This window comes from Actinoplanes sp. NPDC026619, assembly GCF_040638295.1.
In the GTDB taxonomy this organism is placed as follows: Bacteria; Actinomycetota; Actinomycetes; order Mycobacteriales; family Micromonosporaceae; genus Actinoplanes.
This window is the reverse complement of the sequence record NZ_JBEZYA010000015.1, coordinates 24,337-49,774: the sequence shown is the minus strand read 5'-3', so window position 1 is coordinate 49,774 and position 25,438 is coordinate 24,337. Positions and strand designations below refer to the sequence as shown.

General features: G+C 71.3%; 22 protein-coding genes. 11 read left to right on the top strand and 11 right to left on the bottom strand.

Going from position 1 to position 25,438, the window contains the following annotated elements:
* The first annotated feature begins 17 nt into the window (after positions 1-17).
* Together AB0E90_RS29385 and AB0E90_RS29380 are read left to right on the top strand one after the other, a co-directional pair.
* Positions 18-395: an OB-fold nucleic acid binding domain-containing protein gene (locus AB0E90_RS29385; RefSeq protein WP_360412724.1), complete on the top strand. Its 378-nt coding sequence runs from the start codon at positions 18-20 to the stop codon at positions 393-395.
* Entirely contained in the window at positions 392-1,144 is a 753-nt protein-coding gene (locus tag AB0E90_RS29380; RefSeq protein ID WP_360412721.1) for a DUF3159 domain-containing protein, read from the top strand. The genes AB0E90_RS29385 and AB0E90_RS29380 overlap by 4 nt, the downstream gene beginning before the upstream one ends.
* Here AB0E90_RS29380 and AB0E90_RS29375 read toward each other — a convergent pair.
* A complete protein-coding gene (locus AB0E90_RS29375) occupies positions 1,133-1,819 on the bottom strand; it encodes a TrkA family potassium uptake protein (RefSeq protein WP_360413360.1) in 687 nt (228 codons plus the stop codon). The two genes, AB0E90_RS29380 and AB0E90_RS29375, sit on opposite strands and share 12 nt — an antisense overlap.
* A complete protein-coding gene (locus tag AB0E90_RS29370) occupies positions 1,816-2,478 on the bottom strand; it encodes a TrkA family potassium uptake protein (RefSeq protein WP_360413357.1) in 663 nt (220 codons plus the stop codon). Before AB0E90_RS29370 ends, AB0E90_RS29375 begins: the two co-directional genes overlap by 4 nt.
* 118 nt (positions 2,479-2,596) lie before the next feature.
* On the opposite strand from AB0E90_RS29370, the gene AB0E90_RS29365 reads away from it, so the two are divergent.
* Together AB0E90_RS29365 and AB0E90_RS29360 are read left to right on the top strand one after the other, a co-directional pair.
* Positions 2,597-4,636: an APC family permease gene (locus AB0E90_RS29365; RefSeq protein ID WP_360412718.1), complete on the top strand. Its 2,040-nt coding sequence runs from the start codon at positions 2,597-2,599 to the stop codon at positions 4,634-4,636.
* A complete protein-coding gene (locus AB0E90_RS29360) occupies positions 4,633-5,916 on the top strand; it encodes a TRAM domain-containing protein (protein ID WP_360412715.1) in 1,284 nt (427 codons plus the stop codon). The genes AB0E90_RS29365 and AB0E90_RS29360 overlap by 4 nt, the downstream gene beginning before the upstream one ends.
* On the opposite strand, the gene AB0E90_RS29355 is transcribed toward AB0E90_RS29360, so the two are convergent.
* From AB0E90_RS29355 to AB0E90_RS29340, 4 genes are all read right to left on the bottom strand, one after another.
* On the bottom strand, positions 5,913-6,587 hold the full coding sequence (locus tag AB0E90_RS29355) for a hypothetical protein (RefSeq protein WP_360412712.1): 675 nt from the start codon (positions 6,585-6,587) through the stop codon (positions 5,913-5,915). The two genes, AB0E90_RS29360 and AB0E90_RS29355, sit on opposite strands and share 4 nt — an antisense overlap.
* A gap of 85 nt (positions 6,588-6,672) precedes the next feature.
* The gene (locus tag AB0E90_RS29350) at positions 6,673-7,479 is read right to left on the bottom strand and encodes an ATP-binding cassette domain-containing protein (protein WP_360412709.1); all 807 of its coding nucleotides are present in this window, start codon (positions 7,477-7,479) and stop codon (positions 6,673-6,675) included.
* The gene (locus AB0E90_RS29345; protein WP_360412706.1) at positions 7,476-7,790 is read right to left on the bottom strand and encodes a PadR family transcriptional regulator; all 315 of its coding nucleotides are present in this window, start codon (positions 7,788-7,790) and stop codon (positions 7,476-7,478) included. Before AB0E90_RS29345 ends, AB0E90_RS29350 begins: the two co-directional genes overlap by 4 nt.
* 35 nt (positions 7,791-7,825) lie before the next feature.
* Positions 7,826-8,680 carry a tetrahydrofolate dehydrogenase/cyclohydrolase catalytic domain-containing protein gene (locus AB0E90_RS29340; RefSeq protein ID WP_360412703.1) on the bottom strand — a complete coding sequence of 285 codons (855 nt, stop codon included), beginning with the start codon at positions 8,678-8,680 and terminating at the stop codon, positions 7,826-7,828.
* 115 nt (positions 8,681-8,795) lie between these two features.
* Here AB0E90_RS29340 and dxs point away from each other — a divergent pair, with 115 nt between their 5' ends.
* From dxs to AB0E90_RS29310, 6 genes are all read left to right on the top strand, one after another.
* The gene (gene dxs / locus AB0E90_RS29335) at positions 8,796-10,697 is read left to right on the top strand and encodes a 1-deoxy-D-xylulose-5-phosphate synthase (protein WP_360412700.1); all 1,902 of its coding nucleotides are present in this window, start codon (positions 8,796-8,798) and stop codon (positions 10,695-10,697) included.
* A gap of 60 nt (positions 10,698-10,757) precedes the next feature.
* On the top strand, positions 10,758-12,062 hold the full coding sequence (locus tag AB0E90_RS29330) for a PQQ-binding-like beta-propeller repeat protein (RefSeq protein WP_360412697.1): 1,305 nt from the start codon (positions 10,758-10,760) through the stop codon (positions 12,060-12,062).
* A gap of 4 nt (positions 12,063-12,066) precedes the next feature.
* Positions 12,067-13,419, top strand: a complete 1,353-nt coding sequence (locus AB0E90_RS29325; RefSeq protein WP_360412694.1) for a PQQ-binding-like beta-propeller repeat protein — start codon at positions 12,067-12,069, stop codon at positions 13,417-13,419.
* A 25-nt stretch (positions 13,420-13,444) separates the two neighbouring features.
* Entirely contained in the window at positions 13,445-14,728 is a 1,284-nt protein-coding gene (locus AB0E90_RS29320; protein ID WP_360412691.1) for a hypothetical protein, read from the top strand.
* Between the two features lie 71 nt (positions 14,729-14,799).
* Positions 14,800-15,474 (top strand): response regulator transcription factor, encoded by a 675-nt coding sequence (locus AB0E90_RS29315; RefSeq protein ID WP_360412687.1) that lies wholly within the window; start codon positions 14,800-14,802, stop codon positions 15,472-15,474.
* Positions 15,471-16,706, top strand: coding sequence for a HAMP domain-containing sensor histidine kinase (locus AB0E90_RS29310; protein ID WP_360412684.1), 1,236 nt, complete (start codon positions 15,471-15,473; stop codon positions 16,704-16,706). The genes AB0E90_RS29315 and AB0E90_RS29310 overlap by 4 nt, the downstream gene beginning before the upstream one ends.
* Before the next feature lie 105 nt (positions 16,707-16,811).
* On the opposite strand, the gene AB0E90_RS29305 is transcribed toward AB0E90_RS29310, so the two are convergent.
* The 5 genes from AB0E90_RS29305 to AB0E90_RS29285 form a co-directional block, all read right to left on the bottom strand.
* Positions 16,812-17,849: a DUF2637 domain-containing protein gene (locus AB0E90_RS29305; protein WP_360412681.1), complete on the bottom strand. Its 1,038-nt coding sequence runs from the start codon at positions 17,847-17,849 to the stop codon at positions 16,812-16,814.
* Positions 17,850-18,008: 159 nt separating this feature from the next.
* Positions 18,009-19,052 carry a hypothetical protein gene (locus AB0E90_RS29300; RefSeq protein WP_360412678.1) on the bottom strand — a complete coding sequence of 348 codons (1,044 nt, stop codon included), beginning with the start codon at positions 19,050-19,052 and terminating at the stop codon, positions 18,009-18,011.
* Between the two features lie 177 nt (positions 19,053-19,229).
* Entirely contained in the window at positions 19,230-21,293 is a 2,064-nt protein-coding gene (locus AB0E90_RS29295) for a 3-hydroxyacyl-CoA dehydrogenase NAD-binding domain-containing protein (protein WP_360412675.1), read from the bottom strand.
* Positions 21,290-22,486 carry a thiolase family protein gene (locus tag AB0E90_RS29290; RefSeq protein ID WP_360412672.1) on the bottom strand — a complete coding sequence of 399 codons (1,197 nt, stop codon included), beginning with the start codon at positions 22,484-22,486 and terminating at the stop codon, positions 21,290-21,292. Before AB0E90_RS29290 ends, AB0E90_RS29295 begins: the two co-directional genes overlap by 4 nt.
* A gap of 469 nt (positions 22,487-22,955) precedes the next feature.
* Positions 22,956-24,170 (bottom strand): ribonuclease D, encoded by a 1,215-nt coding sequence (locus tag AB0E90_RS29285; RefSeq protein WP_360413354.1) that lies wholly within the window; start codon positions 24,168-24,170, stop codon positions 22,956-22,958.
* A 247-nt stretch (positions 24,171-24,417) separates the two neighbouring features.
* Between AB0E90_RS29285 and AB0E90_RS29280 the strand changes: the two genes are divergently transcribed.
* Positions 24,418-25,434 (top strand): trypsin-like peptidase domain-containing protein, encoded by a 1,017-nt coding sequence (locus AB0E90_RS29280; protein WP_360412669.1) that lies wholly within the window; start codon positions 24,418-24,420, stop codon positions 25,432-25,434.
* Positions 25,435-25,438 lie beyond the last annotated feature (4 nt).

Genomic DNA, 25,438 nt, shown 5'->3' with positions numbered 1-25,438 from the left:
GGGGTCTAGGAGCAGTCATGACGACCGATGAGCACACCGGTCTTCGCAAGTTCTTCAAACAGCTGACCGCCACCGACTCCGAGCTCGACGCCGAGCACCTGCAGCGGGAGAGCGCCAAGTGCGGCGCCATGCCGGCCGGTCAGTGCAGCCGCGGTCAGGTCGTCTCGGTGTCGGGTCGGTTGCGCACGGTGGCGTACACTCCTCGAACCAACCTGCCGACGCTGGAGGCCGACCTCTACGACGGCAGCGATGTGGTCACGCTCGTCTTCCTGGGCCGCCGGTCGATCGCCGGCATCGAACCGGGGCGGCAGCTCACCGCGCGTGGCCGGATAGCGATCCGGGACGACCGCAAGGTCATCTACAACCCGTACTACGAGCTGGAGGCGCCCCGGTGACACCCGGCAATGAGCCGCGTCACGCCGCGCACGAAACCGTGGAGGAACGGCTCGCCGAGGAGGTCGTCGAAGGACTCGATCTCCACGAGGTCGAGGAACCCCTTCCCTCGATGAGCGAGCAGATCGCCGAGCAGCTCGGCGGTGTGCGCGGCCTCATCGAGTCGAGTCTGCCAGTTCTGGCGTTCGTCCTGCTCAACGTCCTGCTCGGCGATGCCGTGGCGGGCCTGGAGAAGCAGCATGCGCTCTACTGGGCGATCGCCGGCTCGGTGGCGTCCGCGATCGGCATCGGGGTCTACCGGCTGATCCGCAAGGAGCCGGTCCGGCACGCGATCAACGGACTGTTCGGCATCGCGGTCGGCGCCTACCTGGCCTGGCGCACCGGCGATGCCAAGAATTTCTATCTGCCCGGCATCCTGCTGACCTTCGGTCAGGCCGCGGTGCTGCTGGTCTCGATCTTCGTCCGCAAACCCCTGATCGGTTACGCGTGGGGGATCATGGCGAACAAGGGGCACCAGGACTGGTTCGGCAACGCGCGCCTCTTCCGCACCTTCCAGTGGCTCACGCTGGTCTGGGTGGTGTCGCTGTGCGCCCGCGCCGGGATCCAATATTATTTGTGGGCCCTCGGCGAGGCGAACGCGCTCGGCATCGTCCGCATCCTGATCAGCTGGCCGATCTACGCTGCCACGTTCGCCTACACCGCCTGGGCCATCCACCGGGTGACCAGCACCCCAGAGGCGTCAGCCGCCTAGTTCGCGGCCCTCGCTGCCGAGGATGACGGCGCGAATCTGATCTTCGACCTCGGTCGTGCAGACGAAGATCAGCTCGTCGCCGGCCTCCAGCGGGTCGTCCGGTGACGGCACCACGACCCGCTTCCCGCGCAGGATCGCCACCAGGGCGGCGTCGCGCGGCAGCGGCACGTTGCGGACCGGCTCGCCCTCGTAGGGCGCGTGCCGGGGCAGCGTGATCTCGACCAGGTTGGCCTCGCCCTGCCGGAACGTCATCAGCCGGACCAGGTCGCCGACCGTGACCGCCTCCTCGACCAGGGCGGCCATCAGGCGTGGCTTGCTGACCGCGACGTCGACGCCCCACTGCTCGGTGAACAGCCACTCGTTCTCGGCCCGGTTGACCCGGGCCACCACCCGCGCCACCGCGAACTCGGTCTTGGCGAGCAGCGACAGCACCAGGTTGGCCTTGTCGTCGCCGGTGGCGGCCACCACGACGTCGCAGCCGGCCACGTCGGCCTCCTCGAGGCTGGACAGCTCACAGGCGTCGGCGAGCACCCACTCGGCCTCCGGCACCCGCTCCGGCCGCAGCTTGCGAGGCTCCCGCTCGATCAGCATGACCCGGTGGCCGTTGCCGATCAGCTCCTGCGCGATCGACCGGCCCACGTTGCCGGCCCCGGCGATGGCGATCCGCATGGTCAGTGCCCTTCCCTCGGCTGTGAGCCCGCGGCGATGTCCAGCACATCGGACACGATGTCGTCGGAGACCAGCATGAAGACCTGGTCGCCGTCCTGGATGACGGTGGACGGCGTGCCCAGCGTCCCCATCCCGAAGCGCATCAGGTAGGCCACCCGGGCGCCGGTCTCCTCCTCGAGGGACTTGAGCGTGCGGCCCACCCAGTCGCGGTGCAGCGGCACCTCGACGATGGCGACCACGCTGGTCGGGTCGCGGAAGACCTCGACCGTGCCCTCGGGCACCAGGTGCCGGAACATCCGGTCGGCGGCCCACCGGATGGTGGCCACCGTCGGAATGCCGAGCCGCTCGTAGACCTGGGCGCGGCGGGCGTCGTAGATGCGGGCCACCACCCGGGAGACGCCGAACGTCTCGCGGGCCAGCCGGGCCGAGATGATGTTGGAGTTGTCGCCGCTGGAGACGGCCGCGAACGCGTCGGCCCGCTCGATGCCGGCGGCGCGCAACACGTCCCGGTCGAAGCCGATGCCGGTCACCGTGATGCCGCTGAAGTCGGAGCCGAGCCGGCGGAAGGCGTCCGAATTCTGGTCGATGACCGCGAGCGAATGGCCGCGTTCTTCGAGCTTCTGGGCGAGCGTGGAGCCGAGCCGGCCACACCCCATGATCACCACGTGCACGTGTCGCGCCCTTCCGGATCAATGCTCACCGGATGAGCGTGCCATGCGTCCGCGACCGGCGACGCCCGGGGCGGCATACACAACAACTGACACGCCCGTACGCTTGGCACTCGTGGCAAGTTCGACGTCCCTCGCCAAGCGGCTGCTGCTGGGCAGACCGTTCCGCTCCGACCGGTTGCAGCACACGCTGCTGCCCAAGCGGATCGCACTCCCCGTCTTCGCCAGCGACGCGCTGTCGAGCGTGGCGTACGCGCCCGATGAGATCCTTCTGACCCTCTCGATCGCCGGTGCGGGCGCCTTCGTCATCTCGCCGTGGATCACCCTCGCCGTCGCGGTCGTGATGATCACTGTGGTGGCGAGTTACCGGCAGAACGTGCACGCCTACCCGTCCGGCGGCGGCGACTACGAGGTGGCCACGGTCAACCTCGGGCCGCGGGCCGGGCTGGGGGTGGCCAGCGCGCTGCTCGTCGACTACATCCTGACCGTCGCGGTGTCGACCTCGTCCGGGGTCAACAACCTCGGCTCGGTGGTGCCGTTCGTGGCCGATCACAAGGTGCCGTTCGCGGTCGCCGCGATCGCCATCCTGACCGCGCTCAACCTGCGCGGCCTGCGGGAGTCGGGCACCGCGTTCGCGGTACCGACGTACGCGTTCATCGTGGTGATGGTCGGGATGATCCTGACCGGGCTGTTCCGGGTCTTCGTGCTCGGCCAGGACCTGCAGGCGCCGAGCGCCGGCCTGGTGATCACCGCCGAGCATGATCATCTGACCAGCTTCGCGTTCGCCTACCTGATGTTGCGGACGTTCTCCTCCGGCTGTGCGGCCCTGACCGGCGTCGAGGCCATCTCCAACGGCGTGCCCGCCTTCAAGCCGCCGAAGAGCAAGAACGCCGCCACCACGCTGATGCTGCTGGGCGGCATCGCGATCGTCATGCTGATCGGCATGGTCTGGCTGGCCCGGCTGACCCACCTGCAGTTCGTCGAGGACCAGGCCACCCAGATCGTCTCCGGGCCGCCCGGTTACGACCAGAAGACGGTCACGGCTCAGCTGGCCGAGACGGTCTTCGGGGCCGGGTCGGTGCTGCTCTACGTGACCGGCGCGGTCACCGCCCTGATCCTGTTCCTGGCCGCGAACACCGCCTTCAACGGCTTCCCGGTGCTCGGCTCGATCCTCGCCCAGGACCGCTGGCTGCCCCGCCAGCTGCACACCCGCGGCGACCGGCTGGCCTTCTCCAACGGCATCATCCTGCTGGCGTTCGCCGCGATCGTGCTGGTGGTGGCGTTCCAGGCGGAGACGACCCGGCTCATCCAGCTCTACATCGTGGGCGTGTTCGTGTCGTTCACGCTCTCCCAGGGCGGCATGATCCGGCACTGGAACCGGCTGCTGCGCACCCAGCGTGACCCGGTCCGCCGGCACCGGATGAAACGCTCCCGGGCGATCAACGCGTTCGGCATGGGCCTCACCGGCGCCGTGCTGATCGTCGTGCTGGTCACGAAGTTCCTGCTCGGAGCGTGGATCGCGATCGCCGCGATGGTGGCGCTCTACATGCTGATGCTGGGTATCCGCAAGCACTACACCCGGGTGGCGCGGGAGCTGGAGCCGACCGAGGAGCGGCCGATCCTGCCCAGCCGCAACCACGCGGTGGTGCTGGTCAGCAAGGTGCACCAGCCCACCCTGCGAGCCCTCGCCTACGCCCAGGCCACCCGGCCGGACACGCTCACCGCGGTCACCGTCAACGTCGACGACAAGGACACCCGCAACATTCAGGCCGAGTGGGAGCGCCGGCAGATCCCGGTGCAGCTCACCGTGGTCGACTCGCCCTACCGCGAGATCACCCGGCCGATCATCGACTTCGTGAAGGGCGTCCGGCGCGGCTCCCCGCGCGACGTGGTCACCGTCTTCGTGCCGGAGTACGTGGTCGGCCGCTGGTGGGAAAACCTGCTGCACAACCAGAGCGCGCTGCGGATCAAGGGCCGGTTGCTGTTCGAGCCGGGCGTGATGGTGACCAGCGTGCCGTGGCAGCTGCAGTCCAGCCAGGACCGCGACCTCGAGCGCTACGACAGCGCCCTCGCCCGGGTGCCGAGGCGCGGCCCGCGCACCCGTGCCGCCGAGGTGGAGCCGCCGCCCGCCGACGACCAGGAAGCCGGTAAATGATCTCCGACCCCAGCCTTGACCTGGTCGAGGGCGACCGCATCGAGCTGACCGTGGGCGCGCCCGCGCACGGCGGCCACTGCGTGGCGCGCCTGGACAACCGGGTCTTCTTCGTGCGGCACGCGCTGCCCGGTGAGCGGGTCACCGCCGAGATCACCGAGCGGCACAAGGCCTACCTGCGGGCCGACGCCGTCGAGATCCACGACGCTTCGCCGGACCGGGTCGAGCCACCGTGTCCCTTCGCTCACCCGGGCGGCTGCGGCGGCTGCGACCTGCAGCACGTCGCCAGCGACGCGCAGCTGCGGTGGAAAGGCGACGTCGTTCGCGAACAGCTTCGGCGGATGGCCGGCCTGCCCGATTTTCCGGTACGCGTGGAGCCGTTGCCAACCGCAGGGTCGCGAACCGAGCTTCTCGGCAACGGCGGGCTGCTCGGCTGGCGTAGCCGGGTGCGTTACGCCGTCGACGCCGCCAACCGGCCCGGCCTGCGTAAGCACCGCTCGCACGAGATCGTCCCGATCGACCGGTGCCGCATCGCCCACCCCGCCATCCAGGAGCTGGATGTGCTGAAGCTCGAGTGGCCGGACGCCGCCGCGATCGAGGCGACCGCGTCCACCGGCGGCGACGTGGCGGTGCTGGCCACCCCGACCGGCGCCGGCGTGCCCGACGACGACCCCACCGGCAACCCCGCCCCGGGTGGCCGGCAGCGGCTGTCCGGCCCGGCCGAGGTGGTCGAGGTGGCGGCGGGCCGGGAGTGGCGCGTACCGCCGGAGGGTTTCTGGCAGATCCACCCGGCCGCCGCCGAGACGCTCGCCGCAACCGTCGTCGAGCTGCTCCGACCGGCCGAAGGCGAGGTCGCCTGGGATCTTTACGGCGGCGCCGGCCTGTTCGCCGCGGCCCTCGCCATCCGCACCGGAGCCCGCACCACGGTGGTCGAGTCGGCCCCGCTGGGCTGCGCCGCGGCCCGCGCCAACCTGGCCGACCTGCCGACGGTCGAGGTCGTCGAGGCACGGGTGGAGACCGCCCTGCAACGACGCCGCGTCGCCGGCCCGGTCGACCTGGTCGTCCTCGACCCGCCACGCTCCGGCGCGGGCGCCCAGGTGGTCCGCGGCATCGCTGCCGCCCGCCCGCGAGCCGTCGCCTACGTGGCCTGCGACCCGGCCGCCCTGGCCCGCGACGTGCAGACGTTCCGCGACCTGGGCTTCCAGCTCACCACGCTGCGCGCCTTCGACTGCTTCCCGATGACCCAGCATGTCGAGTGCGTAGCCCTGCTCGAGCCGGTCTAGGGCTCGGGGTAGCGCGGGAGGCGTAGCCGCCAGGCGAAGATCGCCCAGGTGCCGCCCGCGCAGATCAGCCAGGTCAGCGCGGCGTGCGCGAGGCCGCGCCACAGGTCGCCGGGCCCGGTCGCGTCGATCACGTAGGTGCCGATCTCGCGCGCCGACCAGAACGGCATGAGCTTGGCCGCGAGCCCGGCCGGGTCGGCGAGCATCTGCACCGCGCACACGCTGAGCAGGGCCAGCGCGCCCTCCAACTCGCGCGGCAGGAGCGCGGCGACCAGGCCGCCGAGCGGGGCCGCCACGGCCGCGGTGAGCGCCATCATCAGCGCCGCCGCGCCCGGCCGGTCCAGGCCCTGGTCGAGGACGGCGAGCACCCAGTAGCCGCCGGCGAGCGCGACCCCGCCGGCCGTCATGGCGAGCAGCCGGCCGCCGATCACCTCGGCCGTGGAGGCGCCGCTGAGCCGCAGGCGGGGGTCGACGCCGCGGGAGGCGTTCACCACGAAGAGGGTGAGCGTGGAGACCGCCCAGCCGATGCCGAGCGTCAGCATCCGCACCGACTGCCCGGAGAGGTCGCGCCGCACCAGGTAGAACCAGAGCGGCAGGGTGATCACCAGGACCAGGGCGGTGCGCCGCCGGCTGACCTCGCGGGCCGAGAGCGCCGCGATGACCAGGGCGGTCATGCTGTGCCTCCCTTTGGCATGCCCTTCTGGCCCTCGCCTGCGGACTTGGCGCGCAGCTTGCGGCAGTGCCGCTCGGTGCAGGCGGTCATGCCCTGGCTCCGAGGTCGAAGACCTGGTCGACGTGCTGCAGGTCGTGCAGCAGGTGGGTGACCACCACGATCGCGCGGCCGGCGTCGCGCCAGGCTCGCACCTGCTGCCAGAAGTCCAGGTAGGTGCCTTGGTCGAAGCCCTGGTAGGGCTCGTCGAGCAACAGCAGGTCAGGGGAGTGCAGCTCGCCGAGCACCAGGTTGAGCTTCTGCCGGGTGCCGCCGGAGAGGTGCTGGGTGAGCTGCTCGCCGCCGGGCCGCCAGGCGAGGCGGGACGCCAGGTGCTCGCCGGTCGAGCGGGCCCGCCGCGGCGCCATCCCGGCCGCCGCGCCGAACAGCGTGAAGTGCTCGTCGGCGGTGAGCCAACCGGCCGTCCCGGCGTCCTGCGGCACGAAGCCGACCCGGCGGACCCGCTGGACGGTGCCGTGGCTGGGCCGGGTGAGGCCGGCGCAGATGCGCAGCAGGGTCGACTTGCCGCAGCCGTTCGCGCCGACGATCGCGGCGACCTCGCCGCTCCGGACGGTCAGGTCGACGTGATCGAAGACGGTGCGGCGCCGGTAGCGTTTGCCGACTCCGGCGAGGCGTAGTCGTACCGGCCCGGTCGTCTGTTCGAGCGGCAGCGAGGGGGTCTTGAGCTCGGAGAGCAAGTGCCGGGCGTAGAGATGGGCCGGGCCGAAGAGGTGGTCCGGCTCGGCCGAGCATTCGGCCGCCTGCTGGGCGGTCTCATCGGTGAGCTGCCGCGCCCGGCCCGGCTGCACGCCGAGCCTGACCAGCTCGGCCTCGAACCTCCCGGTCCATCCGCTCATCGCGCGACACCCGCCGCGACCAGCAAGTCGACGCCGTCGCGGAATCGCTGCCAGCCGGCCACCTGGGCGTCCAGCTCGGCCCGGCCGATGTCGGTGATCGCGTAGTACTTGCGGCGCGGGCCGGACTCGGACGGACCCCAGCTGGGCGAGGCCAGGCCCTGCTGCTCGAGACGCAGCAGGGCCGGGTAGAGCGTGCCGCCCGGAACGTCCGCGACACCCGCCGTGGCCAGGCGCTGGGCCAGGCCGTACCCGTAATCGGGTCGTTCTCTCAGCAGTGCGAGCAGGCACAGATCGAGGAAGCCATGCAACATGGCTAGGTAGATTACCTACTAACTAGGCTCTCTGACTAGTTGGCTCGCTCGGCCGCCTCGATCACGTTGCGGAAGAGCATCGCGACCGTGGTCGGGCCGACGCCGCCGACCCGCGGGGTGATCGCGCCGGCCACCTCGGCGCAGGACTCGTCGACGTCGGGAAGCAGGCGGCGGCCCTCGTAACGGACGCCCGCGCCGATCACCACGCCGCCCGGCCGGACGTGTTCGGGCTGGATGATGCCGGGAACGCCGGCCGCGGCGATCAGGATCTCGGCGCGCTGGGTGTAGCGCGCCCAGTCCTTGACGCCGGTGTGCACCACCGTGACGGCCGCGTTCGCGGTCGGGCGCTTCTGGGCCAGCAGCATGGCCAGCGGGCGGCCCAGCGTGGCGCCGCGGCCCAGGATGACCACCTCCCGGCCGGAGACCGGGATCTCGTGGTGGGCGAGCAGCGCCTCGATGCCGGCCGGGGTGCAGGGCAGTGGGCCGGGCATGCCGACCGCGAGCCGGCCCATGTTCAGCGGGTGCATGCCGTCGACGTCCTTGTCGGGGTCGAGGGTCTGCAGCGCGGCGTCGTAGTCGAGGTGGCCGGGGATCGGATATTGGATCAGGACGCCGTGCACGGACTTGTCCGCGTTGAAGTCGGCGATCACCGCGTGCAACTGCTCCTGCGTGATGTCCGCGGGCAAGTGCTGGTGCGGCGAGTCGAAGCCGAGCTCGGTGGCCTGCTTCTGCTTGATCCGGATGTAGCCGGCGCTGGCGTCGTCGTCGCCGACCAGGATGGTGGCGAGGCTCGGCGTGACGCCGCGCTCGCGGAGCCGGGTGGCACGGGCGGTGACGTCGGCGAGCACGGCCGCGGCGACCGGGGCGCCGGGAAGAAGACGAGCGGTCATAGCCGCAAGGATGCCTTACGGTCCGGTCTCAGCCTTGTGCAGGTTGTGTGTAGGAGGTCGCACTGGCCGTTCGCGTGGCATGCGCCCTGCTGCCGCGCCGATAGACTTCGTATTCATGAGCGAAAGCCTGCTGGCGTCCATCACCTGTCCGGGTGACCTCAAGCGCCTCACCACCGAACAGTTGACCCAGCTGGCCGCCGAGATCCGCGATTTCCTGGTGGCCAAGGTGTCGCGCACCGGCGGCCACCTCGGGCCCAACCTCGGCGTCGTGGAGACCACCCTGGCCCTGCACCGGGTGTTCGAGTCGCCCCGGGACCGGATCCTGTTCGACACCGGCCACCAGGCGTACGTGCACAAGATCGTGACCGGCCGCCAGGACGGCTTCGACCTGCTCCGCCAGCGTGGCGGCCTCTCCGGTTACCCGTCCCGGGCGGAGAGCGAGCACGACCTGATCGAGAACTCGCACGCGTCCACCGCCCTGTCGTATGCGGACGGCCTGTCCAAGGCGTTCGCGCTGCGTGGTGAGGACCGCCACACGGTGGCCGTGGTCGGCGACGGCGCGCTCACCGGCGGCATGTGCTGGGAGGCGCTCAACAACATCGCCGCGGCGAAGAACCGCCTGGTCATCGTCGTGAACGACAACGGCCGGTCCTATGCGCCGACCATCGGCGGCCTGGCCGACCACCTGTCGACGCTGCGCCTCAACCCGGGCTACGAGCGGGTGCTCGACCTGGTGAAAAATGCGCTCGGCTCGACCCCGCTGGTGGGCAAGCCGGCCTACGAGGTGCTGCACGCGGTCAAGAAGGGCATCAAGGACGCGGTCAGCCCGCAGCCGATGTTCGAAGACCTCGGCATCAAATACATCGGCCCGATCGACGGCCACGACCTCGTCGCCATGGAGTCGGCGCTGCGCCGGGCCAAGGGCTACAACGCGCCGGTCATCGTGCACGCGGTGACCCGCAAGGGCTTCGGTTACAGCCCGGCCGAGCAGGATGACGCCGACCGCTTCCATGGCCCGGGCGCGTTCGATGCGCAGACCGGAAAGCTGCTGGCCAAGCCGTCGGTGAAGTGGACGCACGTCTTCGCCGACGAGCTCGTGAAGATCGCCGACGAGCGGGTCGACGTGGTCGGCATCACCGCGGCGATGGCTGAGCCGACCGGCATCGCGGAACTCGCCAAGAAATACCCGGCGCGCGCCTACGACGTCGGCATCGCCGAGCAGCACGCCGCCACCAGCGCGGCCGGCCTCGCGATGGGTGGCCTGCACCCGGTGGTGGCGGTCTACGCCACGTTCCTCAACCGCGCGTTCGACCAGGTGCTGCTCGACGTCGCGATGCACGAGCTGCCGGTCACGTTCGTGCTCGACCGGGCCGGCATCACCGGCCCGGACGGCCCGAGCCATTACGGCATCTGGGACATGAGCGTCTTCGGCGTGGTGCCGGGCCTGCGGATCGCCGCGCCGCGTGACGCGGCCACCCTGCGCGAGGAGCTGCGCGAGGCGATCGCGGTCGACGACGGCCCGACGATCGTGCGGTTCCCGACCGGCTCGGTCGCGCCGGACACCCCGGCCGTGCGCCGCCTCGGCCAGGTCGACGTGCTGCGCGACGGCGCGAGCCGGGACGTGCTGCTGGTGGCGATCGGCTCGTTCGCCGGGCTCGGCCTCGACGTGGCCGACCGGCTGGCCGAGCAGGGTTACGGCGTCACCGTGGTCGACCCCCGCTGGGTGCGCCCGGTGCCGATCGAGCTGATCGGCCTGGCCGGCCAGCATCGCATGGTGGTGACCCTGGAGGACGGGGTGCGGGCCGGTGGGGTCGGCGACGCGATCGCGAGCGCGCTGCGCGACTCGGCAGTCAACGTCCCGCTGCGCGACTTCGGCGTGCCGGCCGGCTTCCACCCGCACGGCAGCCGCGCCGAGATCCTGGCCGCGCTCGGCCTGACGGCGCAGGACATCGCCCGGGACGTGACCGAGTGGGTGTCCCGAGTGGACGAAGTCACGTTAGAACGGCTAAAAGGCTAGAAAGCTGCTATAAGGGGCAGCCGAGGGGCAGCGTCGTTATCTACTCGTTACCTTTGGGTCATGGGCGACAACGGCGGCATGGTTGTTATCGACCTCGGTTACGAGCGTGGCGAGCCGCCCTCGTACGGGGCACCCGGGCGATCCACGTTCCCGTCCTGGTTTCCGGTGGCGCTGCTCGGGGCGCTCGTGCTGCTGTTCGCGGGCGCCTCGGCCGCACCGGCGAAACCCCCGCTGACCCCGCTCTTCCGGCTGCAGATCGGCCCGGCCGACACGTACGCGGTGACCGCCGACGGCCAACTGCTCGCCCAGACCTTCGGCCTGCTCACCTCGTACGGCCTGGGTGACGGTCAGCTGCGCTGGCAGGCCGGGCAGTCGACACCGGCCTACCGGTTGCGGCTCGGCGGCGGGCTGGTGCTGATGCGGCCCTGGATCGTCGGCGCGGGCGATCCGTCCACCACCGCCGTCTCCGCCTCCACCGGCGCCTCCGAGTGGGAGCGGTCCGGCGACGTCGTGACGGTGGCCGGCTCCGAGACCCTGCTCGCCATCAACTCGGTGCGCAGCCTCACCGGCACCGGCCGCCGGGTGCAGGGGTCGATCGAGGCGATCGACCCGCTCACCGGCGACACCAGGTGGACCGTGCCGGTGCCGTCCACGGCCGTGCTGCTCGGCGTGCCCGGCGCCGCCGACGAGGGGTCGCGCATGCTGCTCGTGCACGACGACCGCACGCTCGCCGTGCACGACCTGGACACCGGGCGGCGGCTGGCCTCGACCACGGTGCCGGCCGCCGACTACAACCCCGGCAACCCGGTCGTCGTCGGCGGGCTGGTCCTGCTGCGGCACCCCGGCACGGTCGGGCCGGAGATCTCCGCGTACGACCCGGTGACGCTGCGGCAGCTGTGGGCCGAGCCGGCCGGCAACGCCTACCAGGTCGAGCCGTGCGGCCTGCTGGCCTGCCTGGCCGGGCCGGACGGGGTGCGGGCCATCGACCCGGCCACCGGCGACCAGCGCTGGTCGCATCGTGGGTGGCAGAGTGTCGTCGCGTTCGGGAAGATGCTCGTCGCGTACGGCGGATCCGACGACACCGACCCGGTCGGGGTCATCGACCCGGCGACCGGCGCGGTCCGAGTGGCGCTCGACGGCTGGCGCCCGGTCGCCGGCACCGGTTCGGACGGCTGGCTGCTGCTGATCCGGTCGGTCGACGACGGAGCCCGTAGCATGGTCGCGGTCGCCCAGCCGGGCGACCTGCGACCGCGCCTGCTTGCCGCGCTGCCATCCGGCACCGGCGACTGCCAGGCGGCGCCGACCCGGTTGATCTGCCGGACGATGTACGGCGAGCTGGTGGTCTGGGCGTACCAGGAAGGGTAGGGCTTTGGCGCTGATCGAGCTGGACCTGACCGCCCGGCCCGACCAGACGCCCACCGCGCCCCCGCCCGCCTACCGTTACCGGCTCGCCGGCCTGATTCTCGCCGTGGTGCTCGTGTGCGCCCTCGGCGGCGCGGCGCCGGGCGGCTCCACCCTCTGGCGTTACCTGGGCGCGGTGCCGCCGCCCGGCGGGGCCGAGACCCAGTCCCGGCTGGTCGGCGACCGCATCTACACGATCTCGGGGTCCGGCGGCGAGCGGGTCACCACCGCCTTCGCGCTGGAGCCGAAGCCGCACGAGCTGTGGACGGTGCGCTACCCGGGCCGGGTGATCGGGCCGGACGACGTCGGCTTCGGTGGGGTGGACGCCCGGCAGTCCGGCGGCACCGTGCTGCTCAGCGACGGGCCGGCCACCACCGTCGTGGACGCGGCGACCGGGCGGATCCGCTGGCAGTCCGAGGTCGCCATCACCCCGCTGCCCGGCGGGCACGTCGGCATCGCGCAGAACCAGGTGTTCCGCGACGGCACTCTTTACGACCAGGACTCCGGCGACCCGGGTCTGCTCTATTTCTCATCCACCGGCCAGCCGCACGTCGAGCCGCCGGTCCGCACCGAGGTGCGCGGCATCGACCTGGTCAGCGGCGACACCCGGTGGACGACCGCGCTGCCCGGCTCGGTCAACGTGCTGACCAGCGGGGCCGACCTGATCGTGGTGGCCTCCGACCGGCTGGAGCGGATCGACGGCGGCACCGGCGCGATCCGGCGTCAGATCACCCTGCCGAAGATCGGCGCGGACCGCCCGGTCGGCGGCGAGCTCGTCGAGGGCATGGTCCTCATCTATTACGGCCAGTCCGGCTCGGCCGATCTGGACGTCGTCTACGCGCCCGACACCTTCGCCCGGCTCTGGCAGCGCGCCACCCCCGAGGTGCTGCTCGACCCGCCGGTCTGCGGCAAGGTGCTCTGCTCGGGGCCACGCGCGGCGCTCGACGTGCTCGACCCGGCTACCGGCCGCACGCGGTGGCGGGCGCCCGCCACCGCCGACCTCGACCTGGTCGGCGGCTACGTGATCGAGTCGCACGCCAACGCCCTCGCGCCGATCCGGCTCGCCGATCCGGTCACCGGCGCCGTCCGGGTCGACCTGGCCGGCTGGAACGCCGAGATCACCGGCGCCACCGGCTCGCCGATCATGCTGCGCAAGGCGCTGTCCGCCGGCCGCAGCGCGTTCGGGGTGGTGCTCGCCGACCGCGACAAGGTGCAGGTGCTCGGGGCCAGCGCGGGACCGGTCAGCGAGTGCAGCTCCAACCACGCGTACGTGCTGTGCCGGGGCAACGACGGCCTGGAGATCTGGGCGTACCGTCCCTGACGATCGGCGGCGCAGAATGATGTAGATGGCGCTGATCGATCTCGGTGAGGTGCCCGAGCAGGCGGAGACACCGGTTCGGAAGCGGCCGGTGCCCTACCGCGCCGTGCTCGGCGCCGTTTCCCTCGTCCTGGTCGCGCTGCCGGCCGGGGCCGCACATCACCCGCCGCCACGGCCGCCCGCGATCATCCCGGCCCGGCTCGGCGACACCACCTACCTCGACGGCGATCGGCTGTTCCTGGTCGGCTCGGGCGCGCAGGAGACCGGCCCGCAGGAGACCGTGCAGAACCGGGTGGTCAGCAGCTACCGGCTGCCCGAGGCCCGGCTGACCGGCCGCACCACCATCGCGGTGGCCGGCGCCGTCACCGGAGTCACCCAGGTGGGCGACGTGATCGTGGTCGGCTACCAGTTCGACGCGGACGGCAGCCAGGGCGTGGTGGCGCAGACCGCCGGTGCGAGCAGCGCGCTGTGGCGGCGCACCGCCCGGCTCGTCGCCACCTCACCGGCCGACGGAATCGCGCTGCTCGCCGATGCCACCGGGGAGCTCGCCGTCGACCTGCGAACCGGGGCGCTGCGCTGGCAGGTGCCGAACTCGGCGGACGGGGTGCTCACCGAGGCCGGCAGCCAAGCCGGGAGCTATCCGCGCTGGCTGATGCTGATCACCGACTCCGGGCAGCTGCGGACCTGGGACGCGCACACCGGGCGGCCGATCGCGTCCGTCGTCGTGCCCGCGGTCGCCGGCCGCGCCACCGGGCTGATCTGGCCGATCGGCGACCTGATCCTGGTGGACGTGGGCGCCGGTTACGACGCGTACCGGCTGCCCGGCCTGGACCGGCTCTGGCACACCGCCGCCGACCTGTCGCAGAGCTGGATGGAGATCGACTGCGGGCCGGTGATCTGCACGTTCCAGCAGCAGCAGGGAATGACCGCCCTCGACCCGGCCACCGGCGCCGAGGTGTGGCGGTCCGACCGGTGGGCGTACGCCGAGCCGTACGGGCCCTACCTGCTGTCCGGGGCCGGCGCCGAGGACCCCTCCCTCTTCGTGATCGACCCGGCCACCGGCCGGGCGCTCGGCAACTTCGGCGACTGGCAGGGGCTCGGCCCGGCCGGCGACGGGCTGCTCTACGGCAAGACCGACGAGCACGGCACCTACCGGATCTACTACGGGCTGCTCGACCCGGCCACCCGCCGGATCGACTACCTGGGCCGTGCCGACCGGGTCTCCGGCGACTGCGCTTCCACCGGCGAAACGGCGCCGGTGCTCGTCTGCCGGCTGATCGACGCCTCGTACGCGGTGTGGCCCCTTCGGTAACCTTCGCTTACGGCCTCTTCACACCTGGTCGGGGAGGCTTGGGTGCCCGGGTCGGCGACGGAGGGTCTGCGGTGCGCGTGCTGGTGGTGGAAGACGAGCGGAACCTCTGCGACGCGATCGCACGAGGTCTGCGACGCAAGGGGATGGCGGTCGACGTCGCCTACGACGGCCTGCAGGGCCATGAGATGGCATATGTGACGCGGTATGACGTGGTCGTCCTCGACCGCGACCTGCCCGGCATGCATGGCGACGAGATCTGCGCGGCCCTGGTCGAGTCGGGCGCGCTCACCCGGGTGCTGATGCTGACCGCCAGCGTCACGGTCGCCGACCGGGTCGAGGGCCTGCAGCTCGGCGCCGACGACTACCTCCCGAAACCGTTCGCTTTCGAGGAGCTGGTGGCCCGGGTGCAGGCGCTCGGCCGCCGCGCCACCCCGGTCGCCCCGCCCGTGCTCACCGTCGGCAACCTGGTGCTCGACCAGACCCGCCGGGTCGTCACCCGCGGCGGGGTGCCGCTCGAGCTCACCAACAAGGAGTTCGGCGTGCTCGAGGAGCTGCTCAAGGCGCGTGGCGGCGTGGTCTCCAGCGAGGAGCTGCTGGAACGGGTGTGGGATGCGAACACCGACCCGTTCACCACGACGGTCCGGGTGACCGTGATGACCCTGCGCAAGAAGGTCGGCGATCCGCCACTGATCGAGACCGTCGTCGGCGCGGGCTACCGAGTGCCCGAACCGGTCGGACTCTCATGACCGTCTATCTCGGGCGCAGCAACCGCAAGCTGTCGCTCAGTTTGCGACCCACCCTGCGACTGCGGCTCACCCTGCTCAACGGCATCCTGCTGGTCGGCGCGGGCGCCATCCTGGTGCTGCTCGCCTGGCTGCTCGTCAGCGACGCCATGCACCCGGTCAACGAGCTCCAGGCCGACTCGACGGTCACCTTGCGCAACGGCGTCACCCAGGACGCGCTGGCCTGGCAGACCGCCCTCGTCCAGCGCGCCTCCCGCGAGGTGCTGGTCAAGGGCCTGGTGGCGCTGTTCGCGATCGGCATCATCGGCATCGCCGGGGCCTACGCGGTGGCCGGCCGGGCCCTGCGCCCGCTGCACAAGGTCACCCAGACCGCCCGGCGGCTCGGCGAAGAGACGCTCGACCAGCGCATCCGCTACTCCGGCGCCGACGACGAGGTGGCCGAGCTGGCCCGCACCTTCGACGCGATGCTCGACCGGCTGGCCGGCGCGTTCGAGTCACAGAAACGCTTCGTGGCCAACGCCTCGCACGAACTGCGCACCCCACTCGCCGTGATGCGCACCGAGATCGACGTGACGCTCAGCGACGACGAGGCCGACGTGGCCGAGTACCGGCGCATGGCCAAGGTCGTGCGCAACGCCTCCGAGCGCGCGAACGGCCTGGTCGACGCGCTGCTGGTGCTGGCCCGGTCGGAGGCGCAGTCCGGCCGCCGGTTGGCCCGCAAGGTCCCGGCCGACCTGTCGATGAGCGTGACCAACGCGCTGTCCGCGGTGAAGCCCGAGGCCGAACGCCTCAAGCTCGAGGTCACCACGGATCTCCAGCCGGCCCCCGTCGTCGGCGACCCGTCCCTGCTCGACCGCCTGGCCGGCAACCTGATCGAGAACGCGATCCGCTACAACCACCTGCTCGGCAAGCTGTGGCTGCGCACCGACATGGTCGACGGCCAGGCCCGCCTGGTGGTCGGCAACACGGGTTACGAGGTCGAGCCGCCTGACGTCCCCGGCCTGTTCGAGCCGTTCCGCCGCGGCGGCTGGGAACGCACCGGCTCCCGCGGCTCCGGCCTGGGCCTGTCGATCGTCCGAGCCGTCTGCGACGCCCACGGCGGCACGGTCTCCGCGGTAGCCCAGCCCGGCGGCGGCCTGGAGGTCACCGTCTCCCTGCCCACCGCTGACGCCACCCCGGTGGTAGCCGCCACCGCCTCGGTCCCCCGAGGCAAGAACTTAGGCCTCGCGACGTAGCGCCGGCCCGCCCCGGACCCCATGCGCGAGGCGAGAGGTCACGCTCTCCAAGATCGCGGCGAGTGAGGGCATTCGACGGTGAGCCCGGACGGGTAGAGGTGGGAGTCAGGCGGCGAGGGTGTGGTCGCCGGCCTGCGCCTCGCGCCGGACGGCGCGCAGGCGCGAGGTAGTGATGCCCAGTTCGGCGGCGATCTCGGCGTCGGTGAGGGCCGGGCGATCCGCTTTCAGCCGGGCGGCAATGGCCACCGTTTCGGTCGGGCTGCGTCGGGCTTTTTCTTTCTTTTCGATACGCGGTGGGCCGTCCCCGCCGGAACGGCCGTTGCCGCCGCCACGTCCGGCGCCGGCTTTCACGGTGGCCGAGCCGCGTTGCGCGGCCGCGGCGTCGGCCTTGACGGTGGCCGAGGTGCGTTGCGCGGGAATCGCAGCGGCCTTGACGGCCGCCGAGCCACGCTGGGCGGGAACGGCACGACCGGAGGTAACCGGTGGCCGGGCCTGCCGGGTCAGCGCCGGGTTGAACCCGGTGGTGTCGGCGCCGTTGGCGCGAGGCAGCGCGGCCGCCGCCTCTTCCAGCGCCCGGCGGCGAAGAGGCGACCCTGAGCGGGCCCCGGTTGCCGGGGCGCCAGCTGTGGCGGCCTGGTGCGTGGCCCAGGACGGGTCCGGGGCGGCGGGGGCAATGGTCGGGGTGGGGATCAGGCCGGGGATGGCCGGCTCCGCGACCGCGGCGGCTGGAGTGGCGTCGTCGCGTTCCAGGGTGGTTATCCGGCCGCCCAGTTCGACCAGGCAGATGCTGGCCACGACGATCAGGCCGTCGACCGACAGCGGGAGCAGGTAGGGGGAGGCGCCGGTCTCGCCGTAGCGGGCGGCCACGCCGACCATGTGCCAGTAGGAGACCCAGGCGGCGATGCCGGCGATCGTGGCGGTGGCGATCAGGCGGGCCGCGGCCAGCCAGCGGCGGTGCACCGGGACGCGGGAGATCAGCTCGACGGTGAGCAGCAGGGCGAGCGGTGGCCAGGCGGCGATGGCCTGGCTGATCGGGTTGTCCAGGGCGTGCAGGACGTTGGCGACGACAGATGCGGCCACGCCCAGGATCAACGTGGCGCGCACCGCCCATCGGACGCGGCGCAGGTGCTGCAGGACAACCACCGGTATCGCTCCTCAGCCAGTCGGGGGGTCGGGCTCGGGACCGAGTCATCCTGACTGCTGTGGATTACGAGAACGCCCCCGGCCCGGAACCGTGACAGGTCCGTGCCGGAGGCGTTGTGATCTCGTGACCGCCGCGAACGGCGTGTCGATTTGACGCGTCTAGCTCTTCTTTTCGATCTGGGCCCTCAGCTTGGGGAACTCGACCTTGGCCTTGCTCACCGACTTGAAGTACCACATGACCATGCCGAGGCTGCCGTCGTCGGCCCAGGAGCAGATCGCCATGTTGATGCCGGAGGTCTCGGCGCTGCCGCATTTCGCGGTGCCACCCAGTGAGCCGGTCGGGGCGTCGCTGATGTTGGTGATTTTCAGGCCGCCGACGCCGGCGCCCATGAAGGTCTGGTTGAGCTCGGTGGCCGGGTCGTCGATCGGGGCCTCGGCGGCCACCACGATGACGATGTCCTGCTTCTCGACCGTGCCGTAGAGCGAGCCGACCGTGTTGGTGGCCGACGGGACCGACGCGAGGCCGTCCTTCAGCTCCTTGGCGACGGCGGCGAACTGCGGGTCGGTCAGCTTCGGGCGACCGCCCAGCGTGGCCGGCTCGACGATCTTGATGGTCGAGGCCGCCTTGGTGGGCCCGGTCGTGCTGCCGGCCGTCGCGGTCGGGTTGGCCGTCGCGTCGGCAAGCTGGTCGTTGATGTCGTCGACCTTGTCCTTGCCGACCATGAAGACCGCCACCACGCCACCGATGCAGAGCACCAGCACGATCGCGACCGACACCAGGACGATCGGCAGCGCCTTGGACTTCTTCTTCGGCGGCGTGGGCGGCGGGAAGCCGGGCTGACCGAACTGGCCCGGGGTGCCGTACTGAGGCGGCTGCTGGCCGTACTCGCCCTGGCCGTAGGCCGGCTGCTGAGGCTGACCGTACGCCGGGGGCTGCTGGCCGTAATCCGGCTGGCCCGACGTCGGGTACGACTGGGTCGGCGGGTACGACGGCTGCGGCGGCACCGAGGTGGGCACGTCAGGGTTGGGCTGGCCCCCGTACTGTGGCTGCCCGTACTGCGGCTGGCCGTATTGGGGCTGCCCGTACTGCGGCGGCTGCGGCTGCTGGCCGCCCTGGTAGGGCTGACCGGAAGAAGGCTGGCCGTTGTAGGGCTGTCCGGAGGACGGCTGACCGTAGTTCGGTGGCTGCGGAGGCTGCGACATCAAAGCTCCATCGATCGGGTTTCCCGTCCGGCAGCCTATCGGCCCTGCGCCAGCCGGGCAGGCCCCCTATCCGGGTTGGTGATCACACCCGACCGGACAAACCCGCAGCGATTACGACAACGCCCCGCACCGAGCGGTGCGGGGCGTCGTCGATCCGACTCGAACGTGAAGGGGATCTCAGGCGGGCAGGCTGCCGACGCCCTTGGGCAGGAAGCGCTTGCCGGTCACCTTCTCGGCGATGCCGCTGCGGTCCAGGTACGGCGTGACCCCACCCAGGTGCATCGGCCAGCCGGCGCCGAGCACCATGCACAGGTCGATGTCCTGCGCCTCGGCGACCACACCCTCGTCGAGCATGAGGCGGATCTCTTCGGCCAGGGCTTCGAGTGCTTTACCGCGTACCTCATCGGCAGTCAGCGGAGCGGAACCGCCCCCGACCAGCTTGGCCACCTCGGGGTTGATCTCGTCGTCGTCCATCAGCGGGAGGCCGGCGTCGACGATCTTCTTGAGATTCGGCGAGTCGACGAACCGAGAAGGGAACGCCTCGTGCAGCGTCTCGCCCACGTGGTAGGCGACGGCCGGGCCGACCAGCTGGAGCAGCGCGATCGGCCGCATCGGCAGGCCCAGCGGGTCGAACGCGGAGTCGACCACGTCGAGCGGGGTGCCGGCGTCGACCGCCTTGAAGACCTCGCTGGTGAAGCGGGTGAGCACCCGGTTGACCACGAACGCGGGCGCGTCCTTGACCAGCACCGACGACTTCTTCAGCTCGCGGCCCACGGCGAACGCGGTGGCCAGCGTCGCGTCGTCGGTCTTCTCGCCCTTGATGATCTCGAGGAGCGGGAGGACCGCGACCGGGTTGAAGAAGTGGAAGCCGACGAGCCGCTCGGGGTGCTCGAGGTCGGCGGCCATCTCGGTGATCGACAGCGACGACGTGTTGGTGGCGAGGATCGCCTCCGGCGTCACGATCTTTTCCAGCTCGGCCCAGATCTGCTTCTTGAGGTCGAGGTTCTCGAAGACCGCCTCGATCACGAAGTCAGCATCCGCGAAGACCGACTTGTCGACCGAACCGGAGACCAGGCCGCGCAGCTTGGCCGCGGTGCCCTCGTCCATCCGCCCCTTCGACACGGTCTTGTCGATCTGGCCGAGGACGTAGCCGACGCCCTTGTCCACCCGCTCCTGGTCGAGGTCGGTCAGCACGACCGGCACCTGGAGGCGGCGGGCGAAGAGCAGGGCGAGCTGGGAGGCCATCAGGCCGGCGCCGATGATGCCGACCTTGGTGACCTTGCGGGCGAGCGACTTGTCGGGCACGCCGACCGGCCGCTTGGCCCGCCGCTGCACCAGGTCGAACGCGTAGAGCGAGGCGCGGGACTCGTCACCCATGATCAGGTCGGCGAGGGCCTGGGTCTCGGCCGCGGTGCCGTCCTCGAACGTCGCGTCCTTGGCCAGCGCGAGCAGCTCGAGGGCCTGGTTGGCGGACGGGACCGCGCCGTGCAGCCGCGCGTCGAGCTGCTGCTTGGCGAAGAACAGCACGCCGTCCCACATGTCCTTGTCGACCTCGGGCCGCTCGACCGTCTGCCGGCCGCTCACGACCGCCGCCGCCCACAGGAGCGACGACTCCAGGAAGTCGGCCGCCTCGAAGAGCTCGTCGGCCACGCCCAGCTCGCGGGCCTGCTTGGGCCGGAGCACCTTCTGGGTGAGCGGGTTCTGCAGGATCACCTGGGCGGCACCGGGGGCGCCGATCAGGTTGGGGAGCAGCTGTGAACCGCCCCAGCCCGGGACCAGGCCGATCGCGACCTCGGGCAGGCCGAGGGCGGCCGCGCCGGTGGAGACCGTGCGGTAGTGGCAGTGCAGCGCCACCTCGAGGCCGCCACCGAGAGCAGCGCCGTTGATAAACGCAAAAGTCGGAATCGCGGAGTTCTTCAGCCGGGCGAAAACGCGGTGCCCGAGCTCGCCGAGCTCGAGGGCCTGCTCCCGCGAGGTGAGGAACGGAATGCCGGTGATGTCGGCGCCGACGCAGAAGATGTACGGCTTGCCGGTGATCGCGATGAAGGCCGGGTCCTCCGCCGCGGCCGCGGTGATGGCGGCATCCAGCGACGCCAGCCCACCTGGGCCGAAGCTGTTCGGCTTCTTGTAGTCGAACCCATTGTCCAGCGTGATCAGCGCGGCCTGCTTCGCCAGACCAGGAACGCTGACAAACCGAACGATTGCCTTGGTTACTACCTCATTCGGGTGCTCGATCGTCACTTGTCGGCGCCTTCCCAGTTCGGGTTCTCCCAGATAACGGTGCCGCCCATGCCGATGCCGATGCACATGGCGTTGAGGCCGTAACGGACCTCCGGGTGCTCGGCGAAGTGCCGCGCGAGCTGGGTCATCAGCCGCACGCCCGAGGAGGCGAGCGGGTGACCGATGGCGATCGCGCCGCCCCACGGGTTGACCCGCGGGTCGTCCTCGGCGATGCCGTAGTGGTCGAGGAACGCGAGCACCTGCACCGCGAACGCCTCGTTCAGCTCGAACAGGCCGATGTCGTCGATCGTCAGGCCGGCCTTCTTGAGGGCCTTCTCGGTGGACGGGATCGGGCCGTAACCCATGATCTCCGGCTCGACGCCCACGAAGCCGAACGACACCATCCGCATGGCGACCGGCAGGCCCAGCTCACGGGCGGTGGCCTCGTCGGCCAGCAGCGCCGCGGTCGCGCCGTCGTTGAGGCCGGCCGCGTTGCCCGCGGTGACCCGGCCGTGCGGGCGGAACGGCGTCTTCAGCGTGGCGAGCTTCTCCATCGAGGTCTCGCGGGGCGCCTCGTCGACGGTCGCGAGGCCCCAGCCCTGCTCGACGCTGCGGATCGCGACCGGCACCAGGTCGCCCTGGAGCTTGCCATCGGCGTACGCCTTGGCCGTCTTGATCTGGCTGTTGAGGCCGTAGCGGTCGACCCGCTCCTTGGTGATCGCCGGCAGGCGGTCGTGCAGATTTTCCGCCGTCGAGCCCATCACCAGCGCGGACGGGTCGACCAGCTTCTCGGCGAGGATGCGCGGGTTGGGGTCGACGCCTTCACCCATCGGGTGCCGGCCCATGTGCTCGACACCGCCCGCGATCGCGATGTCGTAGGCGCCCATCGCGATGCCGCCGGCCACGTTGGTCACCGCGGTCATCGCGCCCGCGCACATGCGGTCGATCGAGTAGCCGGGGACGGTCTTGGGCAGGCCGGAAAGCAGCGCGGCCGTGCGGCCGATCGTCAGGCCCTGGTCGCCGATCTGCGTGGTGGCCGCGATCGCGACCTCGTCCACCCGCTCGGGCGGAAGCTGGGGGTTGCGCCGCATCAGCTCGCGGATGCAGCGAATGACCAGGTCATCGGCGCGGGTCTCGGCATACATGCCACCCGCCTTGCCGAACGGGGTGCGGACGCCGTCGACGAAGACGACCTCACGTACTTCACGGGGCACGAGAGTCTCCTTGGGCATTTTTTCTGGTGCAGAGAATGCTACTCGTCGGTAACTAACGGGTGCCAGAGGACCCTTGCAATGTCACAGCGATGTTTCCGGGCCGATCGAAAACAAGATCAAATTCAGGATGTCGTGCCTTGGTGGTGGGTGCGGACCGCAGCTCCCGCCGAGGCCGGGCGGGGCCCAGCTGCGCTGGCCCTGCCCTTCATTCTGCGTGAGTGGTCGCCCTCAACCCACAAAACCGAACGGCTGAGGCTATCGATCTTTATGGGGCATAGCGTCATCCCATGGGCAAGCCGATCAGTTGCCGTCTCGGGTGGCATCGGTGGGTTCGGCGGACCACCGAAGACGGCGCTTTCTACCAACAGTGCGCACGATGCGGCAAGGACAGCTCCGGCGGGCGGATGGTCTGGCTCGGCGGCTCGAATTGACCGGTTCCGGCCGGGCGGTTCCACGCCCGGCCGGTCTCTCAGGTCGTCGGTGCCGGCTCCGGGAGGGCGTCGGCGAGCTGGTCGGCCAGCAGGCCTACCTGCCAGTTGCGGGCGCCGAAGCCGCGCAGGGTGTCGCCCACCGTCTGCGAGCTGACCTCGTCCGGGGGTGACCAGGCCAGCCGGCGGATGTAATCCGGGCTGATCAGGTTTTCCGGGGGGAGGTTGTTGGCCTCGGCCGTGCCGACCACCACCTGGCGGCAGCGGGCCAGGCGGGCGGCCGCGACCGGGTCGCGCTCCGCCCAGCGATGCGGTGGCGGCGGGCCGTCCATCGGCTGATTGATCGGCAGGGCGTCGTCCGGCAGGGACCGGGCCTCGTCGAGGGCGTCCAGCCAGACCCGGGCCAGGCGGCGGACCGAACGGCCACCGAAGCCCGGAATGGCGAGCAGGGCGCGCTCGTCCTTCGGGTCCTGCTCGGCCGCGGCCACGATCGCCGAGTCGGGCAGCACCCGGCCGGGGGCCGAGTCGCGGCGGCTGGCCACGCCGTCCCGGGCGTACCACAGAGCGCGGACCCGCGACTGGGCGCGAGCGCCACGCACTCGGTGTATTCCCGACGTGCGGCGCCAGGGGTCGGGCCGCACCTTGGGCGGCCGGTCGGCGCTCGCCACCAGGGCCGCGAACTCCTCGGCCGCCCACGCCGACTTGCCCTGCCGCTCCAGCTCGGCGGCCAGCAGGTCACGCAGGTCGGTGAGCAGTTCGACATCGAGCGCCGCGTAGGTCAGCCACGACTCGGGCAGCGGCCGGGTCGACCAGTCCGCCGCCGAGTGGTGTTTCTCCAGCGAGAAGCCGAGCAACTGCTCGGTGAGCGCGGCCAGGCCGACCCGCTCGAAGCCGGCCAGCCGGGCGGCCAGCTCGGTGTCGAACAGCCGGCGCGGTTTGAGGTTGAGCTCGGCCAGACAGGCGAGGTCCTGGCTGGCGGCATGCAGCACCCACTCGCTCTCGGCCAGCGCGGCGTCGAGGGTGCGCAGGTCGTCGAGCGGCATTGGGTCGATCAACACGGTGCCGGCGCCGGCCCGGCGCAACTGCACCAGGTAGGCGCGCTGGGTGTAGCGGTAGCCGGAAGCCCGCTCGGCGTCCACCGCGACGGGGCCGGTGCCGGCCGCCATCCGGGCCACCACCTCGGCCATCTCGGTGTCGGTTTCGACAGGCCGGGGGGTGCCCTCGCGAGGGGCGGTCAGCGGAACGGCGGCGGGCAGGGGCGCGGGACCGCCAGACGTCGGGTCGGGCGGCTCGGGGAGCGGTCGTCCGTCCCCTGCAGGCTCTGGCTCGTCCCGACGGCGCAGGGGTGCTTCGTCGGTCACATCCGTAACCGTACGGGTGCACCACCCCGGCGACATGCAGCCGGGTACCGGCGCGTCGGTTCTCGATCGAACCGGACTCATCCGCAACGACGTTTTCTGCGTACTACTCCCCGCAGCGCCGAGACCCGGGAGGCCGTGCCGGATGACCACGACGTACGACCCGTTCATCCCTGCCGACGGCACGGACCAGCACCGATACGACGGTCGGCGCCGCGCCGAGGAGCCGGCCTGGTCCTCCGACGGGTGGGAACGCGAGCCGCGCCGGTATGCCGAGCCCACATATCAGGAACCGCAATTTCAGCAGCAACAATATTCGGCGCCGGCCTGGCCGGACCCGGTGGCGCAACATCAGCCGGGAGTGCCCGAGCAGCAACGCTGGGTGGACGAGGCGCCTCCGCCGGCCCCTCGATCGGGTGCCCGGGGCAGGGCGAAACCGCTGGTGGCGGGGGCAGTGGGCATCCTGCTCGGCGTCGCCGGCTGGCAGGCGTACCGGATCGAGACGATGAATCACGACAACGCCTCGCTGCATTCGGTCATCGCCGCCGAGCAGACCCGTACCGACAAGCTGGAGAAGGAACTGGCCGGGGTGTTCGACCCGGAGGCGGTTTCCTCGAAGGTGCTGCCCAGCGTGTTCCGGGTGCGGGCCGGCGATTTCACCGGCACCGCGTTCTCGGTCGGCTCGAAGGCGCAGAACGGCCAGTCGAACCTGTTCACGAACTATCACGTGGTCGCCGAGCTCTACACCGGCGGCGGCCGGTCGGTCACGCTGGAACGCGGCAGCACGAAGATCAACGCCAAGATCGTGAAGGTCAACAAGGGCAAGGACCTGGCCCTGCTGAGCGCCGACCAGGACATTGCCGGCCTGACCACGGCGGCCGCGCAGGTCAAGCCGGGTCAGCAGGTGGTGGTCGTGGGCGCGCCGCTCGGCCTCGACGACACCGTCACGACCGGCGTGATCAGCGCCTATCGCCCGTCCGACCCGGACGGGCCGACGATCCAGTTCGACGCCCCGATCAATCCGGGCAACTCGGGTGGCCCGGTGGTCAACGCGAGCAATCAGGTGGTCGGACTGGCCACGGCGAAGGCCAAGGACGCCGAGGGTATCGGCCTGGCCATCCCGATCAAGACGGCCTGCACGACGTTCACGAACATCTGCTGAGGTT